The sequence below is a fragment of the Companilactobacillus kimchii DSM 13961 = JCM 10707 genome, assembly GCF_001435445.1.
GTDB classification, from domain to species: Bacteria; Bacillota; Bacilli; order Lactobacillales; family Lactobacillaceae; genus Companilactobacillus; species Companilactobacillus kimchii.
In genome coordinates, this window is record NZ_AZDH01000020.1 from 72,812 (window position 1) to 90,460 (window position 17,649).

Consider the following 17,649-nt stretch of genomic DNA (forward strand, 5'->3'; position numbering starts at 1 on the left):
TAGAAAGTTCCCTAATTTGCTCCTTACTTTTGATATCCTTCTTCTCATGTAAATATTCTCCCAGTTTGACGCTATCATACATTTTCATTGGATACTGTTGTTGTATTCCTCGAAATTCATAATAAAATTTCATCGTAGCAGTCTCACCTAACAGATCCCAGATTGCTTTATATGATGGATGAAGTAGGTCATAATTCATATTTACCATTTCTCCCTTTCATGATACATATTTTATATATATAAAGTTATCAAATTATCTGTATCACTTAAAATAAGCGCCACACTATTAAAATACTTTCTGAGACATGCCCTGACACAATAGAAATGACATTTTATGGCAAAATAAAAAGACTCACAAACTGTTATTTTGTGAGTCTTGGATGAATATAAAATAACTACTTATCATCATTCAGTTGATACCATCTTGAATTCTTTGAAAAATCTTTAGTTCCTGAATACCTATGCTTAACTATTCCCAAATACATGTAAAAGTCAGGAAATAGATCTTCCGTTCTATAATGATAAGATTCTAATTTTTCTTTTATGTCATTGACAGCAGTTTCCAAAGCCTTGTTCTTATTGTGGTTTTGAATCTGAGAATCAAAAGGATCCTGTCCATCAGGCAAATCATCATCCTCATTATTATTAAGATTATGTGCCTTATATTTTAATCTCAAACATATTCTAGGTATCTTATTATTGTGGTCAGTATTTACATCCCACTTATCAAAGTTAAGAAACGCTCCTTTTTGAGCTGCAATTCTTCGATTCTGAACTTTTTTCATTACTTGTTGAAATAAGGTGTTGTTCCCATCATTTTTCACAAAAAAGATATCTAACTGTGGTTCGTTTCCTTGCCCTTTGTATCCATCTACCATAAACAATAATGATACAAAGGGATTTTCACTAATGTCAACCAGTGGGGTACCCAATCCATAGTGCTGTAATTCAGCTAAATTTGCGGCTCTATCGTCTAAATGTTCCTTATCATCAGGTAAAAAATAGGCAACATCTTCGGGATACTTTTGAGCAATGTCTTTATAAATATGCTCATAGTTCTCTCTAAATTCATCGGAATATCCACTTACACCACTTCTAAAAATCGTAGGTTGGATTTCCCAATTTCCTGCCTGTCCACGATAATATGGAGTGTACTCATTTGGCACTATTGCGGAGACTTGGTCGATTACCTCTTTCAATGCATAAAAAGCCGACCAAGATGAATGTTCTTCAGTATACGATTCTTCTACATGTAACTTATTTAATCTTCTTTGTAATTTGCTCTGAAAAGACTCAAGCAAAACATTTTCATGAGTTTCAGCATCTACTTCGATTTTATCTAAAAGATAAATAGGAAATTCGTCATACACTGTATCCGTTAAATTGAAATCAACATACATAGTATCAAACAAATTTTTAGAATCATATAATTTCTTTTTAGCTTGATAATTAAGTTCTGTCATCTAATTATTACCCTTAGCCGGTATAAAGATTTTCAAGTTCTTAATGCGATACTTCATAGCCCCTCTAGAAACTTGCAATTTTTCAGCAGATTCATTAATAATTAAATCTATTTCACCATCGCTCAAGCAATTCGCATCCATTTTATTTTTAGAAATAACGTCCTTAACTGCCAATGTCACCAATTTTTTTGGCATCAAGAATTGCGCTGCAAAAGTATTTGCGAACACCTCATTTTTTCTTTCTTCAGCATCATAATCATCTGAATCATCTTTTCTATTTGCAGATCGATTATTTTGCATAGCATGTCCCAATTCATGCGCCATAGAGAACCTTTGACGAGGCTTTCCTTCTGATTCATCTATATATATAGATTTCCCATCAATTCGACCACTGCCGCTCATACTATCTTCAAATCTTATTTTGAATTTTAATTCTTTTAGAATTTTTTCAACGTCAATAAATCCATCTACCGATTCTTCTGGATTCAAATTTGCTCCATCATTTAATCCATTCAGTTTTGCAATAAAATCATCTGAAAATATTTCATTTAGTCGCATAGTTGCCTCCTATCCAGGAAATCATTTAATAATGACACCCTTAATTAAAATTACGTAATCTGTAATTAACACTGATATTCTATCATGAGAAAATATTCACTGCAGTATTTATTACTTTTCTACCATTCAACCAACTAAATTCTTACTTATTATTCAAAAAAATACGACCCTACACGAAAAGTGTACAGTCGCATTTTTTCAACTAATCAAAAATTAGTTAAGCTTCTTCTTACTTACAACGTTCAACTTGTCATCCAAGTCGTAAACAACTGGTTCACCAGTTGTCATTTCAACATCCATGATGTCAGCATCACTGATGTTTTCGATGTACTTAGTCAAAGCACGTAGTGAGTTACCATGGGCAGCGATGATTACGTTCTTGCCGTCTAATAGCTTAGGAGCAATTTCATCTTCCCAGAATGGAATTACACGTTCCAAAGTAACTTTAAGGTTTTCACCACCTGGAACAATTCTTGGGTCCAAGTTTGCGTAACGACGATCGTTAGCTGCTGAACCTTCGTCAGTAGCTTTCAATAGTGGAGGTAATGTATCGTATGAACGTCTCCAGATATGAACTTGTTCATCACCGTATTTTTCAGCTGTTTCAGCTTTGTTAAGACCTTGAAGTGCACCGTAGTGACGTTCGTTAAGTCTCCATGTCTTTGTTTCAGGAATCCATAATTGGTCACAGCCTTCAAGAGCGTAGTGCAATGTCTTGATAGCACGTGTCAATACTGATGTATAAGCTTGGTCAAATTGGATGCCAGATTCTTTAAGAAGTTTACCAGCGTTTTGAGCTTGCTTTACACCTTCTTCACTTAAGTCAACATCAACCCAACCAGTAAATTGGTTTGATAAATTCCATTCACTTTGTCCGTGACGAATGAAAACTAATTTTGCCATTTATATGATCCTCTTTTCATTTCTTTAACAATCTACATTTTACACGATATTGATGATAAAAAAAAGAGAGTGACACTTAATTTAGCCTAAAAGACTAATTTTTGGCATCATTCTCATGAAAAAATATTTTTAATGAAAATTTATTTTTGTTCTTTATAAATTGGTGTTTCGATTTCTTTTAAAGTTGTGATATCCATCTTGTTCTTGGCATTCTTATTCAAATAAGTATTTACTTGATCAGTTCCAGCAATCACTGCAGAAACCTTATCTGTACCATCAATCAAACTGGAAATTCTATCAGCATTTTCACTTTGTTTCATTACGATTGGAATAACTTCAATTCCACTATCACGTAGTGACAAGAGTTTCTTATAGAAGTCTGAACCAATTGAAACGAAGACAGTTGATGTATTTTGCTTCAAAGCTTGATTCTTAAGCCACCAGACAATTAAATCTTCATCACTGTCAAATGTACTCATCAAGACGTTGCCTTCGCTAAAGAGTTGAATATAAGGTTCGTCACCCGTATAACTCTTGATCAAGACAAGTGTTCCATCTTGACGATAGAAGTTCTCACGAACTACTTTATTGGCATTACGATGATCATAAAATTGTGTAGCAGAGATAACTCCGTTAACGTCAAAAATATCACGACTCAATACTTGGTCATCTTTGTAGTGACGAATAATTTGTAATTGATGATTGGAGTCACGAGAAACTTCCATAACTAATTTATCGTTAGCGTCCAAAATTTTATCAACTTTATCAGTTACATGTTGAACACGATAATCGGCATCAAATGGTATTTCAGCGGGCGTGACAGGTACATTCAAGTTACGGCCCTGCAACTCATTGTACATATTCAACAAATAAGCATTTCCGTCAACGAAACCAGCATTTTGATAATTCATCCAGGTTGCGTCGATTTGGTCGTTGTAAGTAACCGAGATAGCATTAGCCAATAATCCCCGATCAGCTAAAGTCATTGTCATCTGTTGCCACATTGATGTGGTATCACTATCTGGATTAGCAGCCAAATCATCGGTAAAGACGAAGTAACTCGTATTAGGATCTAAATAGATTTCATTAGCCATTTCATCAGTTCCAAACCATTCTTTCAATGAATCATTGATGTCATTGATACGGTCAGTTGCCTGTCTTCTTTCATCAATCTGATCACTGCCAACCGTTCTTAAAAGATGGTTACAGTAACTGCGATCAGCTAATAATTGACTACGTAATTGTGACTTAAGGTCAGCACTTTGATCCAAAGTATTCTGTAAACTTTGTTCAGTGTATTCCCAATCCTCATTGTCAGGTTGTCCTTGAACAGGTGCCTGTGCTTGAGGTTGAGGTTCTTGTGGCCCAAAGTAGTAATTATTGTTGCCAGTATTAAAGTCTTGATTGTTAGGTGTAAATTGAGTCCCCATCCCCATATTAGGGTCATTATTGAATTGGCCTTGACTAGGATCAAAATTATTTTGGCCTGGTTGTTGAGGTGTCTGATAAGAAGAATTATTCGGATCAGAATAATTATCATCGTTGTCTTTCTTTTTTCTATCAAAAAATGACATAACTTAATCTCCTATCTACGTCAGTTAGTTATCTTCATTATATATGACAAGTTTTCTTTAAAGTTAATTATAACGTTTTCTTTAATTTTATTCTCTTCTTTTTGGAGTTCTTACTAATCGAATGGACACCTAAAATATCTAAGAAGAAAACAAATATCGGTATACCAATAATCAATCCCCATGTACCAAGTAACTCCTCTGAAACAATCAATACAACGAACGTAAAGAAAATTGGTAGGTGAGTCATGCTGGACATGAATTGTGGATTCAAGAAATACGTTTCAATCATATGAATAATAACAATCATAATAATAATATAGATAACGTATCTGATACCACCAACTGTGTAGGCAATAAAACTCAATGGAATCATTGAAATAATAACTCCAGCCACTGGAATCAGTGACAAAATGAAGACCATCACAGCTAAGGCAATAATCCCTGGCATTTGCATGAACAACAGTGTAATCGTCGTCAAAGCTGTATTGACAACAGCAATCATTAATTGGGCTTCAAGAACAACACCAAAAGTATTGACAAATTTTTGTCCAAAATACTTCAAGTCAGAGAATACCCAACCGTAATTACTGTCCAAAAATTGTCTTCCGAAAGAGTTCATTTGTTCTACCTGACTAGCATAGAAGAAACTCAATAAGAATGAGACGACAATATTGAAGCCAACTGCACCAACGCTGCTAATATAGTTTACAACTTGCGTGATGGCTCCCTTAATTTGATTATCCAAATTAATTTGTTGCAAATAATTATAAATAACATTCAAATAAGGATTCGAACGAACTTCCTTACTTTCATAAAACTTCTGTAATGATGAAAACATTTTAGCCGTTTGTGTAATCAACTGCGGCACATAGTTAGCAATGACAAAAACCAATAATGCAATAATTATCAAATAAACTGGTGCTATCACCCAAATCGGTTTGACTCTGGGAAACTTTCTTTGAATAGCTCGAACTAATTGAACTGACAAGAAGGTAAAAGTAAAGGTTAATAGAAATAGACTCATCATCCCTCTAAAAAGATAGATCAGCAATATAACTAAAGCTAATAGTGTGAATCTTCTCAATCGTTTGTTATCAACGAACTTATCGTACAAACTCATATAAAACTCCTCACATACACATACTTAGTGAAAATACCAAATCCATTCCCAATAACGTCAACAATGAATAGCGGTGATACCAAACGATTGCCGTAAACTCACGAAACATTGCCGGCCATTTCAACATTCTAACGGTACAAGCTGCTGCAAATTGAACCTCTAAGCCTAATCTTTTGGCATGCCATTTAGTTCTGGGGATATGATAATCACTTGTTACTATAATAACCCTTGGTCGTGTTTTTTTCTGCCAAGTTTGATGGATCTCAATCGCTGAATACTCTAGATTCTGTACCGTATTGATTGACTCATCTTCCTTAATAATAGCTGATTCTGGAATATTGTGGTCTATTAAATACTTACGCATCATCTCTGCTTCGGTCTCATATGAAGATTCTGAACTCTTAGATCCACTGACAATAATTTGGGGCTTACGTTCAAAATTATTATACAACTGAATTGCTTTTTCCAAGCGTTCACTTAAAATTGGCGGTACTCGTGATCCCATACATTTATTACCTAAAACGACCAAAAAATCCGGTTGCTTAGCAACTGGTAAGTCTCGCAAATCACGTTTCATTTGATACATATAAACTAACATAATCACTAACAAGACCAAATCCACCGTTGCAAAATTAAATGTATAAGCTCGCAAATATTTATCCACTGACAAAATCGAAATTGAATATAACGCCGTTATAGTAACAATTGATACTATTATGGCAAAAATTGGTAAACGACTATAGACATATCTTATCTTATAAATAATCATTACCTCAATCGCCGACACGGCAAGCATTAATAAATAAGTCATATTCCCCTCCATGGCTTAATCTAAACTGAATTTTAATTTTGGAACCTTCAATGGAAAGTCCTTAACTAAAGTCCAAGTTACTGTTGTTGAATCCTTATCTGGTTGTTTCAAAAGAAATAATCGATTGTCTAATGAACCATAAACTAAAAACTTACCCTTAGTAGTTGTAACAGCTGGTCCATTCTGTGAATAAGCTGAAGGTGATACTAAAAACATATATTGCATCAATGGTTGTTTACTACCATTAACACTAATTCCCTGATAGTCAGTCGGTTGTAAATTAGTACCGTATTGACCACCAAAATTAACCCCTAAATTGCCAATCTTTTTATCATTATTATCCGAAATGGCCCCTGCCAATTGCATTAAATCGGCATTCGATGATAAAGGATTTTCTTTATACTTATCGTAGTAATCCTGAATCTGTGTAATAGCTGCTTTCAAATCAGTTTGAGCCGTATCAGATTTGGTCAATAAATTACCATTCTTGTTGCTCTGACCATCCTGAACACGCACCGTGTAATCACCCGAATACAAGTACAACTGATTAGAATCCGTTTCAATTCTAATGTTAGCTCGCTTGATTTGATTTCCCGTGGCCTTCGAATTAACTTTCAAATTAACACTCTTAGGCAAAAGTCGATCAGTGTTCTGTCCATGATAATAGTAGTTAATCGTCAATAGATTCTTTGGAGTTAAATAGTACTTACCATATAAACTCTGTACCTGCCCATTTTCGATTAACGTTTCCATGACGACCTTGCTATCGGTATCATCGTTTAATTTCTGAGCCGAATGTTCCGTCAAAGTTAACTGATAGGTTCCATTCTGATTGATTGTCAGATTCCCATCAGTCCGACGATAATCAATAATTGTTTTGAAATTATAATTACCAACCATCGCATTATTCGCCGTCAACGTTTTAGAATTACTATTAACATCGACGATATGATCCGGCATTTGCTTAGAAGAAATACTTTGGGACAAATCTTTTTTCGTATTATTAGCGTTAGTAGACGGTTTGTCTACCTTAGTAATATAGGCAAATTTATACGTATTACCACCGGAAGACACCGAATAGCCCTTCATATGCTTACCATAAACATTCTCGTGATAAGTTTTTTCAATTTTTAAAATTAAATCTTTTTTAGCTGTTTTAAAAGTAATTGTTCTACCATCACGATTTAAAACATATTTTGGATTGTTAAATTGATTATCAAATCTGTTGATCCCGACTTTACCATTAATAGTAGAAACATCTTTAATTTCTGCCCGTTGGTTCTTTAAAAATTTAATTGAAACAGTATCGTTTTCTCCCTGATCCTGATACAAATACCAAGTTTTATTACTGGAAACCACCTCATCAGTTTCCTTTGGCTTGCATCCCAAGATTGTCAGGAATAAACAAAGAATTCCAAGAACCGCTAAGAATTTTTTAACCATATTGTTCACTCAATGCCTTTCTGAAGACAATTATACAACTTCCAGACTTAACCCTATTATGAAATAATCATAGCAAAAAAAGACCTGCTTTTCAGCGGGTCTTTTGTAATAATTTCTTATCAAAGAATATTTCATTTTATATTGAAATTATGCTAAAGGCTTGATGATTTGTCCAACTGAACTTTCAGGAACCCATTCGTTAGTGGCAACACGATAATACTTTGTACCGTTAACTACTTTAGTTTGATCCATTTGCCAATCAGTACCAGTACCTAAAGCACGATTTGTAATTCTAGACATAGTATCATTATTCAATGAGTATAGAGAAATGTATTCATTTGAACCATCTTTAACTCTAATAACACCAATGTTACTTGCTTGATTACCATTATTAGTATTGGCATTTCCACCATTATTAGTGCTGTTATTCTTCAATTGGTTGTAGTACTTACCAACTAAGTCATAGAATTGATCCATGCTGTAACCCCATTGAGCAAAGTAGCCAACTGGATCAGTATGGTTTGTTTCCTTGTAGATCCTTGAAACATCGTTATGTGAAAGAACTGTCTTACCAGGTGTAAATGGTAATCCATATTGAACTAATCTAAAGGCTGTGTAGTAAGCTTGGTTAGCAACGGATCTAGCAAATTGATCAGTTGTACTTACACGACATAATTCAACTTGAATGTATTTGTTATTAGCAGTTTGACCTGCTCCCCAAACACCATAATCGGCACTATGAATATTTAAAATTTCCTTATCATCGACAAAAGCATGAACGTATGTCTGAGTGGTTTCCCAAGAACGGTTAAAAAACGTAACTTCATTCTCCGCACTAGCACCCGGTGTAGCAGTTTCGTGAATAACGACCCCTTCTGGTTTACCAACACCATTTTCATACCCAAACCATCTGTTAAATGTACCTGCACGATATTGAATTGAAACTGGTTTAATGTTGTTATTATTAATGTAATCGTTGATTGCTGAAGTTGCAGCTTGTGTTGTTTGAACTTGTGAACCTAGTTGTGGAACCACTTGTCCAACAGTTGCAAAACCGACACTTGCAAGTGCAGCTGAAGTAGCCAAACTTGTAATAAATTTCTTCGAGACCATAATATATATTTCCTTCCCAATGTTAATTTCCTTAACCCATAAATTATAACAATTTTCAAAGCATTTTTGAGAAAAGTAACAAATATGTAAACAGATAGTAAAATTTACTTTTGATTCATTGCCCGTAATTTAGTCAAAAGCCTATCTCGTTGGTATCTGAGGTTACGAGTCGTCTGTTGATGATGTTGAGCAATTATTGTTAGTGAAATCCCATTCATGAAATGTTCCTGCAATATTTCTTTTTCCAATTCAGATAATTTTTGCCAATCGACAAAATCAATCCGAGCAATTTCTGCCTCTGGTACTCTCTGAAAATCAAATTCCTCTAAACTATGAAAATCAAAATACTGCTTTTCCTGACGCAACATATCGGTTAACCGCCAAACCAATTTTTGAAACACATACGGTTTGAACTTAGTAAGGTCTTGATCTCTTTGGCGATATTTTAAATAAGCTTGTGCATAAATAATTACTGCTTCTTGAAAATAATCTTCATAATCACAGCGAGTCACATAAATATGAACTCGCTTCAAAGCTCCATGAATTAATTGTTGATTCTCTAATGCTTGTTCAAATCCTAACTCTAGATTCATTGTGAGTATCTCCCAGTTTTACTCACAAGCGCTTGTGGTAAAACTAGAATAACTAATTCGAACTAGAAAAATTAGTTGCCAATACGTTCTGAAAATCTGACTTTAATTGGATCAATCAAAAAAGAATGCTCATAAACGGCATTCTTTTTTAGTTTTGGCGATTAATATAATTTTTTTATTCTGGTTAAATTTTGATGATAGTACTTCTTCGTTTCAATTTTTCCTAATCCTTCGATACCCTGATTCATCAAAATAAATTCAATCAGATGCCAATAAAGTGTCGGCAAACTGTTCAATAAGCAAATTTTTGAATGCAAATCACAACGACATCTGTCATACGTGGAAAACAATTTATTACACTTATACTTTAAATGACAACTACCAACATTAACCATCATTTCAAACACATTTAACGAGCATTTCATTAAAAAATAAATATCATGCAATCTTTTTTCCAAATCTCCTCTTGGAAAATCTAATTGAATCTTATGACCGCTCTCAGTGACAAAGTAAGCTTCCTTTTCAATTTGTTCATAACATTCTAAGAAGTGAACAGCAATCCAATCAGCGTTTCTTCGACTGGCCCCAGTCATTGGCATATAGGCAATATCTTCATGAATAAACGGCGTATAGTGGGTCATCCCATACAAATCAGCTAAAAACTTTGCCATGGCAAATCCTATCCCATTAATCAAATGCATCTCATTCATAATTTGCCTAGTTGTTCTTTGGTCTATAAAAGTTCCCTGTTCGGCGTGAACAACAATCGTATTTCCCAAATTAGTGATATCTGAAATATCTAGCAAGGCTTCAATTTTATAATCAACTTTAAAGTTTTTACAAACACTGAGAGAACTAAAGATTCTTTTAGATATTACGTTCTTGATGGATTTAAAATTTGATATCATCATTTATTTTTCCTAAATTATTTATTTACTCACTTCTCGTGAGCATGTCAACAATATAACAAGAATGTATGTTCTGAAGATACCAAAATATATAATTTTTTCAAAAAAGATTTACGTAATTTGTACAAAAAAAGAAGTCCCTAAGAACTTCCTAGTCTGCATTGAAAATACAGTATTTTCCGTTAACCCAACCGGCATTTACTTTATACCAAGTTTGTCCATCAACGATTTGTTTTGAGGTTACACGCCAAGTTGTACCATCGGCCAGACGAGTTCCCGTAAATTTATTATTGGCAGCAGGACTGTTATAGACATTGACACCATATCCAGGGATATAGTTAATCTTAGCCATACCACTAACACTTGTTACATAGTTAGATCCTTTAACTTGAACATCATTAGCACTGACCCATTGATTAGTAGCAACACGATACCAAATGGAACCATCTGAATGAGTAGATTTCTGATCAATCTTCCAATCAGTTCTGTTTGAAAGACTAACTGCTAAAAGATTATGTTTATCATCATAAACTTTAGCTCCTGGGTTAGCAGTGATATTAACGATATCAGGATAAGATACTACTTTATCCTTAGTATAGTCACCATGTGATTGTGTTGATTTCAAGGAAACATCAGTTGCTTTGATATAACAATCGTTACCTACAAAGTAGAATTTATTACCAGAATTATCCAACACATACTTAGTTGTAATCCAAGAAGATTGATATGGTAAAACTCGGTTTGTGGCCGTACTTAAATTAGGCAAGCGATAAACTACGGAACCACTCTTATTAATAATAATTGCTGTATCAGCAATATTAACCGGTGGATTAGTCTTTTCAGATTCCAATTGAACATCTGAAGCCTTCACGTATTCGTTTGTCGAGACTTGATAATAAGTCGTACCATCAGATTTAACGACCTTAGATGTAACTTTCCATCTAGTTCCGTTAGCTAAAGTACGGTTAGCAGCTATTTTGTCAGCGTTTATATAAACATGTGCTGAATTTTTATTAGTTATTGTTACAACATCGTTTAATTTTGTTTGTGTACCTTCAATTGCATTTTCATTACCAGTACCATTTGTACTGGCTTTTCCATCATATTGTGTCAAATTAGAGCTCTCAATTATATTATTTAATACAGCCGCATAGGTTGGTGAAGTGGCATAACGTCCTTGCAACCAAGCTGTAGCATCTTTATAAGAAGAGGTATTCTCTCTCCATGTTCCTTTATAAAAAGCACTGTTTCCTTGAATACCATTACGTAATTTATCACCATTATCGGCAAAAGATGCGTAAACACTAGGATACTTTCTAAAGTTAGCATAAATAGTGTAGTAACCCTTATCGGCACTCCACTCTTGGGTCGGTAAGGAGACATACGAACCTTGATAGTCTCCTTTAATACCAAAGTAATTATTATACTGCGATGATAATACTGAAGTACCCCAACTACTTTCCAAAATAGATTGTGCCATCATTACTGAAGCATACAAATTATATTTTGAAGCAACTTGTTGTGCCTGTGGGGCAACCTTGGCTAAATAGGCCTGTTGTTGAGCAGTCGAAGCTCCCCTAGTTGTTCCAGCTTGTGTCAATGCAGCAACTGCATTAGCAGGCAAAACACTACTTCTGCCCGATTTTTGATTAGCTTCAATAGCGTCAGCTGCATCTTCATTAATTGGTGCACCGCTCTTGTCCATCACACTAGCAACAGTAGTGTCCTTAGTTTCGGATGTATTTTGATCTTGATCATCGGTTTGATTACCCTCATCATCAGAAACAGCAGCCTTAACTGGAGAAGTATTAGAAGAAATACCCACAGCGGCTAAAAAACTTGCTAATGCCGTCGAGGCAACCCATTTTTTATTCATAGTTTATCTCCTCCCAAATTCTTGTATATCTAATGCTTAGACTACTATTTAATTTGGAATTCGACAATAAAACCTTAAGAAATTTGGATATTTTTAAACTTTTTTAATGATTTTAAATTGCTAATCTTCGGTAGGAATGAATTCAACGTACTCAGCTTCGATCCATTCGCCATCTTCAGCGATACGATAAAATTCTTTTCCGTCTTCACCTGTACCCTTGGCATCAGTATACCAAGCAGTTTGACCTTTAACGTATTTGTCTTGAAGCATTTTACGGTTAACTTCATAATTATCAAATAAGAAAACAACGTAGCGATCGTCTTGAGTTACTTTAACGATTCCTTGTACTTTTTCAAGCATTGCAATACCACCTTTAAAGTTAATATTAGTTACATTATACATTAATGAATAAAAAATGACCTGTAATGCCGAGTAAAAATAATGGCACCTATTCAGATTCTTCATTTTCCTCAATTATTACAGGAATTAAAATTCTGAATAGATGCTATTTTAATTTTTCTAAGTGAACAACCTCTTTATAACAGGTATCTTGCTTAAAATTAAGATTACTAATAATGACAAGACAGTTGCTAAAACGAATACGTATAGGAAGTTAGCATTCACATAATATTTCATCACAAACTGTATTGATAATCCGTGAACTAGATAAACTCCATAGGTCAACGGCGCTATCAATTCAATCACTCGTGCAAATCCTTTACCATAACTTGTTTCAAAGCGTTTGAAGAGCATGAAAACCAATGCCGCAATAATCGGCGTATTGATGTTAGCAATGGCATTCAAGAATTGCAGGCTTGGTTTCAAACTGATAAAACTGATTAGAATATTGATTGCCATTAACACGGCCGCTATCAGGATATTCATATTGAGTTTTAACGAATGTTTGTCAATCTTAGAAATTCGATAACCAATGAAGAAGTATCCAATATCTTTGGAAACAACAACTCGACCTAAATCAAAGGAATTGAAATAAACTCCAATATTCTTAGGTGTAGTAGTTGTTAACGTTGGCAATGCAATATCAATAATGACCCAAAGAATCAACAAATACATCAACATCTTATCGTCAATTTTATCAGCAATGGCCTTCAAAAATGGTGACAATAGATACAAAGCAATTAATGGATACATGAACCAATATGCTACCAAAACCGGTTTATGATACATCATCAACAACGTATTGCTGAAATCCTTCATATCAACTGGACCTGACATGGCACGAGCCAAATAGGCTGACACAACTGACCAAAGTAAGAATGGTACGACAACTCTAACTAGTCGATGCTTGAATAAGTACTTTAAATCATAAGTCCTTTTACTATTTAAAACCATGGCACCACTGATCATGAAAAAGAGTGGCACTGCGATTTCTGTCACTATAACGATGGAATTTACGACACCCCATTTTAACGTTGGTTGATAGTTGGCCAAATCATCAGCACAAGAATGTGCCAGAACCACCAATAACATCGCAAAAACTCTAATCGTATCGACATAGATTAGTCTTTTGTTCTTCAAGATATTTCCCTCAAATCAATTAAATAATAAGAACATTCTACCATTATTATCTGGGCAAGAAAAAAAGTTCATCCAACGATGAACTTTTTTTGATTACTTCACTTGTCTAAGCTTTATATTAGCTTTCTTATAGTTGATTTTACCTCTGTATAACTTTTGTTGCTTAGCATACTTGACGGCTTTCTTAAAATCAGACTTTTTAACTTTATGCATTGTCTTAAATTTAATATCTAAATTGTTTAACTTAGCAACAGCCTTATCGCTAGCTCCATAGCTAGAAAATGTCTTGTTAAGCATGATGTACATGCCGCTCTTATTGATTTTCTTAACTTCTTGCTTCATAACATTACATAGGATATTAGTATTAGAAATATTCTTCTTAGCATAATCGCTATTAACAATCAAAACATTACCGTTATCGGCACTAATCTTGTCTTTATTTAGAACCTTAGCACCGTTAACTTTAGCTTCAGTCATCGATGGATCTTGTAAGACAGCAGCATCAACAGCGCCACTCTTCAACTCACTGACACGTTCTGCTTCAGAATCAACTTGCTTTAATTTAACGCTAGATAACTTTAATCTACTCTTTTTCAAAGCTTTCTTTAGATAAAACATTGAGTAATCAGTTTTATCAACTGCAATAGTCTTACCCTTTAATTTCTTAACACTCTTATACTTCTTGTTAGCAACTAAACCGTTATAACCAGGCATAGTACCAGCAATCTTCCAATTTGAATGTTTCTTAGAAATAGCTGCATAATTTACTAAATCAGTCACAGCTGCATTAACCGTTCCATCGGCAATAGCACTATTCAATTCTTTAGTAGAATCATATGCCTTCAAATCAACATTCAAATTATTGTTCGTATAGGCATTTAAATCCTTACCCATTTGGGCAACAGCGGAAGGAATATTTTTAGTTGTTCCAATCGTGTATTGTGCTTGATCTGTATCAGCAGCTTGAACGTTCTTTATCCCGACAAATGAGAATGAACTAAGCACTAAAAGACAAGCTACTAAAAAGATACTTATTTTTTTTAAGCTCTTCAATGTAAAAACTCCCTTTTCATTATTCAAGTTTCATCATAACGTAAAGGGAGTTGTTTTTTCTACTATAACTGTGCTTATTGAACAAATCTTTATAATTTAATTCTCTATTTTGGTTGGTGCTGGATGCCGTCGTCCACAAAGATTTTGCTACCGACTAGTTTCACTTTTCTTATTTTATGTTTTTTCTACCTCAAAATTATCAACACTAAAAAACGTCCGTATTAACCAATATAAATTGGCTATACGGACGTTTCTTTCGAATTAAAATTAATTTTTAAGATGAAAAATAATAGACTAATTTATTCATCTCAAGCTAAACAATCAAAGTGAGATTCAGTCTGGAACAAAAATTGGGAATGCGTTCAGCTATGAGATCATTGTTACCGGCTTTGCCGGTTACAATGAGGCCGACTTTGGAAATCCATTATTTTGCACGAAGTGTAAAATAATTAGTTTCAAATCGTGCCCATAGCGTTCCAACAGCATTCCCAATTTTTGTGGAAGACGACATACTTCACAAACCCATTACACGTTAATAGTCTCCACCTTAACAATATTTTCATTCATTGATAGATTCTCAACGATATCCACGTAATCAACATTTTTGCCAAAATCAATCGAGTAAATGTTGGTATAAATACTATTGTTGTTATTCAATTTGGAAACACGGAATTTTACGTCTTCAACGGAAATTTTATTTTCCTTAAAATAACCGTCAATGAATTCCTTAGTTTCTACTTTCTGCTTATATTCAACTTTTAGTTTTCGTACCGGACTGATCCGAATAATATTTTTCAAAAATGCTACCACACCAAACACCACCAAAAATCCACTTATTGCAATAATGTAGTTGCCCATGCCGATTGCGATTCCGATACAGGCCACGACCCAAAGACTAGCTGCTGTGGTCAATCCTCTGATTGAATGATTTTCAACGATTATCGTTCCTGCACCGAGGAATCCAATTCCACTAACAACTTGCGCTATCAGTCTAGCTTCATCTACTCGCAATACCCCTTTATATTGAGGATATTGTTGGGCAACTGCTAATGCATTGAAACCTAGGTTCTTCTGAATCATTGCGATGATACAAGCTCCTAAACAAACCAAGATGTGCGTCCTTAATCCGGCAGGTCGGTGCTTATAGGCTCGATCAATCCCAATGGCTCCGGAAAAAATTGTTGCCATCAATAATCTCGTAATTACCGTGATGGCATCCAATTGAGTCGTCAACTAAACAACACCAAGTAGTCCTAGGATAATAGCCAGAACTAAGACGCCTAATAGAATCCAGTTAACGTTAACTTTCTTGCTCAATAACCAGTAGCAAAGAAGCGTAATACTCAATGGAATCAAACCTTTGAATAGTTGATCTAAATAAGTTTGAATCAAGATTGGCTTGCCTCCAGCAATAGGAACAGACAACTTACTTTCAAACTTAACCATACTTGCGGTCATACTACCAATCATTAGAAGGCCCAATGTACTTGCGGCCTTATTCAAAATCTTCATACTTCCGTTAGCATAAATTTTTTCAATGAAGGATGAACCTAATGAGAAGCCCATATATGTTAAATAATATCTCGTTAAAATTGAAGGAATATTGTAGATCAATAGGAACAGAATTGGTCCTAAGATTGAACCCTGTGCGGCTAAACTAATACCAACACCAGCGGCGATAACACGGATAACACCCCAGAAAATTGAATCACCAATACCTGATAATGGACCCATCAAGGAAGTTTTCAGGGCAACGATTGATTCAGCATCGAAGTCTTTTTCTTGTGCGTTCTTCTTTTCCATGGAAGCAACTAATCCCATAACGAAAGTACCAACGTTTTGAGTAATGTTGTACCAAGTTGTATGACGCATCATGGCTTCACGTCTGCCCTCAGGATCGTCTTTGTAATAACGATTCAAAGCAGGTGTGATTGAGTAAATAAAACCAGGAGCATGAGCTTTTGTGGCACCGGCACGACTGGCAAAGACGGTGAATGAACGCCAGAAGATACCATTTAACATCTTACGGTCTTCTTTTGAAATGTTTTCGTTTAATTTCATGAGAAAAAGTCCTCCTCTTCTTGTTCCTCAGCTGTTTCGTTGTTAGAAGCTCCAGCTCCGGCAGCGGCTACTGGTCTCTTCTCTAATTCTTTTTGTTTGTTTTCCATATCTAATAATTGTTTGTCTTTGAAACTAATTACTAGAACTAGGATGATACCTAAAGCTGCAACAGCAACGGATGGTAAGTTGAGGTAAGCAACCATAATAAATCCTAAGAAGAAGTATGGAGCTAACTTCTTACTCCAAAGCATTCTCATCAAAATAGCAAATCCGACAGCTGGTAATAGTCCCCCAGTAGCTGAAAGTCCGGCCATCAGATTATCAGGAATACTATTGATCATCTGTTGAACTGGTTTTGCCCCTTCAAGAACACTGAAAAATGTAATTAGTGAGAATACAAAGTAATTAATAAACCACATTGAATAATGCATGATTGCCATAGCACGAGGATTGTTATCCTTAGCATATTTATCAACAAGTGGTGCGAATAAGTTCATTACAACGTTCTTCATAAACATAGAAATAAAAGCAGCTAAAACTCCAATAGGCACAGCCAATGCCAAGGCAGCTTTTTCATTAGGCAGATTGCAAGAAATAACTTGAACGAATTTAATGACGTAAATTAAGCAAGAAG

At 34.7% G+C, this 17,649-nt stretch carries 17 protein-coding genes and 1 pseudogene; all 18 read right to left on the reverse strand.

Going from position 1 to position 17,649, the window contains the following annotated elements; translation table 11 throughout:
- A pseudogene (locus FC97_RS13620) lies at positions 1 to 199 on the reverse strand (hypothetical protein); the annotation flags it as partial.
- Positions 200 to 395: 196 nt separating this feature from the next.
- Positions 396 to 1,463: an FRG domain-containing protein gene (locus FC97_RS10620; protein ID WP_054643589.1), complete on the reverse strand. Its 1,068-nt coding sequence runs from the start codon at positions 1,461 to 1,463 to the stop codon at positions 396 to 398.
- Positions 1,464 to 2,021 carry an ImmA/IrrE family metallo-endopeptidase gene (locus tag FC97_RS10625; protein ID WP_054643588.1) on the reverse strand — a complete coding sequence of 186 codons (558 nt, stop codon included), beginning with the start codon at positions 2,019 to 2,021 and terminating at the stop codon, positions 1,464 to 1,466.
- 213 nt (positions 2,022 to 2,234) lie between these two features.
- Positions 2,235 to 2,924, reverse strand: a complete 690-nt coding sequence (locus tag FC97_RS10630) for a 2,3-diphosphoglycerate-dependent phosphoglycerate mutase (protein WP_056953412.1) — start codon at positions 2,922 to 2,924, stop codon at positions 2,235 to 2,237.
- A gap of 140 nt (positions 2,925 to 3,064) precedes the next feature.
- The gene (locus tag FC97_RS10635; protein ID WP_054643587.1) at positions 3,065 to 4,498 is read right to left on the reverse strand and encodes a Rossmann-fold NAD(P)-binding domain-containing protein; all 1,434 of its coding nucleotides are present in this window, start codon (positions 4,496 to 4,498) and stop codon (positions 3,065 to 3,067) included.
- 67 nt (positions 4,499 to 4,565) lie between these two features.
- Positions 4,566 to 5,618: an AI-2E family transporter gene (locus FC97_RS10640; RefSeq protein WP_056968211.1), complete on the reverse strand. Its 1,053-nt coding sequence runs from the start codon at positions 5,616 to 5,618 to the stop codon at positions 4,566 to 4,568.
- Between the two features lie 10 nt (positions 5,619 to 5,628).
- Positions 5,629 to 6,429: a YdcF family protein gene (locus FC97_RS10645; protein WP_054643586.1), complete on the reverse strand. Its 801-nt coding sequence runs from the start codon at positions 6,427 to 6,429 to the stop codon at positions 5,629 to 5,631.
- Positions 6,430 to 6,444: 15 nt separating this feature from the next.
- Entirely contained in the window at positions 6,445 to 7,872 is a 1,428-nt protein-coding gene (locus FC97_RS10650; protein WP_054643585.1) for a hypothetical protein, read from the reverse strand.
- 147 nt (positions 7,873 to 8,019) lie between these two features.
- Positions 8,020 to 8,985 (reverse strand): peptidoglycan recognition protein family protein, encoded by a 966-nt coding sequence (locus FC97_RS10655; RefSeq protein ID WP_054643584.1) that lies wholly within the window; start codon positions 8,983 to 8,985, stop codon positions 8,020 to 8,022.
- A gap of 104 nt (positions 8,986 to 9,089) precedes the next feature.
- Positions 9,090 to 9,578: a sigma-70 family RNA polymerase sigma factor gene (locus tag FC97_RS10660; protein ID WP_056968213.1), complete on the reverse strand. Its 489-nt coding sequence runs from the start codon at positions 9,576 to 9,578 to the stop codon at positions 9,090 to 9,092.
- A 161-nt stretch (positions 9,579 to 9,739) separates the two neighbouring features.
- On the reverse strand, positions 9,740 to 10,489 hold the full coding sequence (locus FC97_RS10665; protein WP_143442715.1) for a hypothetical protein: 750 nt from the start codon (positions 10,487 to 10,489) through the stop codon (positions 9,740 to 9,742).
- A 148-nt stretch (positions 10,490 to 10,637) separates the two neighbouring features.
- Complete coding sequence (locus tag FC97_RS13920) at positions 10,638 to 12,362, reverse strand: glucosaminidase domain-containing protein (protein ID WP_056968215.1); 1,725 nt, start codon at positions 12,360 to 12,362, stop codon at positions 10,638 to 10,640.
- 120 nt (positions 12,363 to 12,482) lie between these two features.
- Positions 12,483 to 12,722: a hypothetical protein gene (locus FC97_RS10675; RefSeq protein WP_025085381.1), complete on the reverse strand. Its 240-nt coding sequence runs from the start codon at positions 12,720 to 12,722 to the stop codon at positions 12,483 to 12,485.
- A 159-nt stretch (positions 12,723 to 12,881) separates the two neighbouring features.
- A complete protein-coding gene (locus FC97_RS10680; protein ID WP_054643579.1) occupies positions 12,882 to 13,901 on the reverse strand; it encodes an acyltransferase in 1,020 nt (339 codons plus the stop codon).
- Between the two features lie 93 nt (positions 13,902 to 13,994).
- Positions 13,995 to 14,954: an ABC transporter substrate-binding protein gene (locus FC97_RS10685; protein WP_054643578.1), complete on the reverse strand. Its 960-nt coding sequence runs from the start codon at positions 14,952 to 14,954 to the stop codon at positions 13,995 to 13,997.
- Between the two features lie 525 nt (positions 14,955 to 15,479).
- Complete coding sequence (locus tag FC97_RS10690; protein WP_054643595.1) at positions 15,480 to 16,142, reverse strand: MgtC/SapB family protein; 663 nt, start codon at positions 16,140 to 16,142, stop codon at positions 15,480 to 15,482.
- 45 nt (positions 16,143 to 16,187) lie between these two features.
- Positions 16,188 to 17,015: a PTS system mannose/fructose/sorbose family transporter subunit IID gene (locus tag FC97_RS10695; RefSeq protein ID WP_054643577.1), complete on the reverse strand. Its 828-nt coding sequence runs from the start codon at positions 17,013 to 17,015 to the stop codon at positions 16,188 to 16,190.
- The coding region (locus FC97_RS10700) for a PTS sugar transporter subunit IIC (protein WP_056968220.1) at positions 17,012 to 17,649 on the reverse strand (638 nt) is incomplete at its 5' end. The genes FC97_RS10700 and FC97_RS10695, both read right to left, overlap by 4 nt.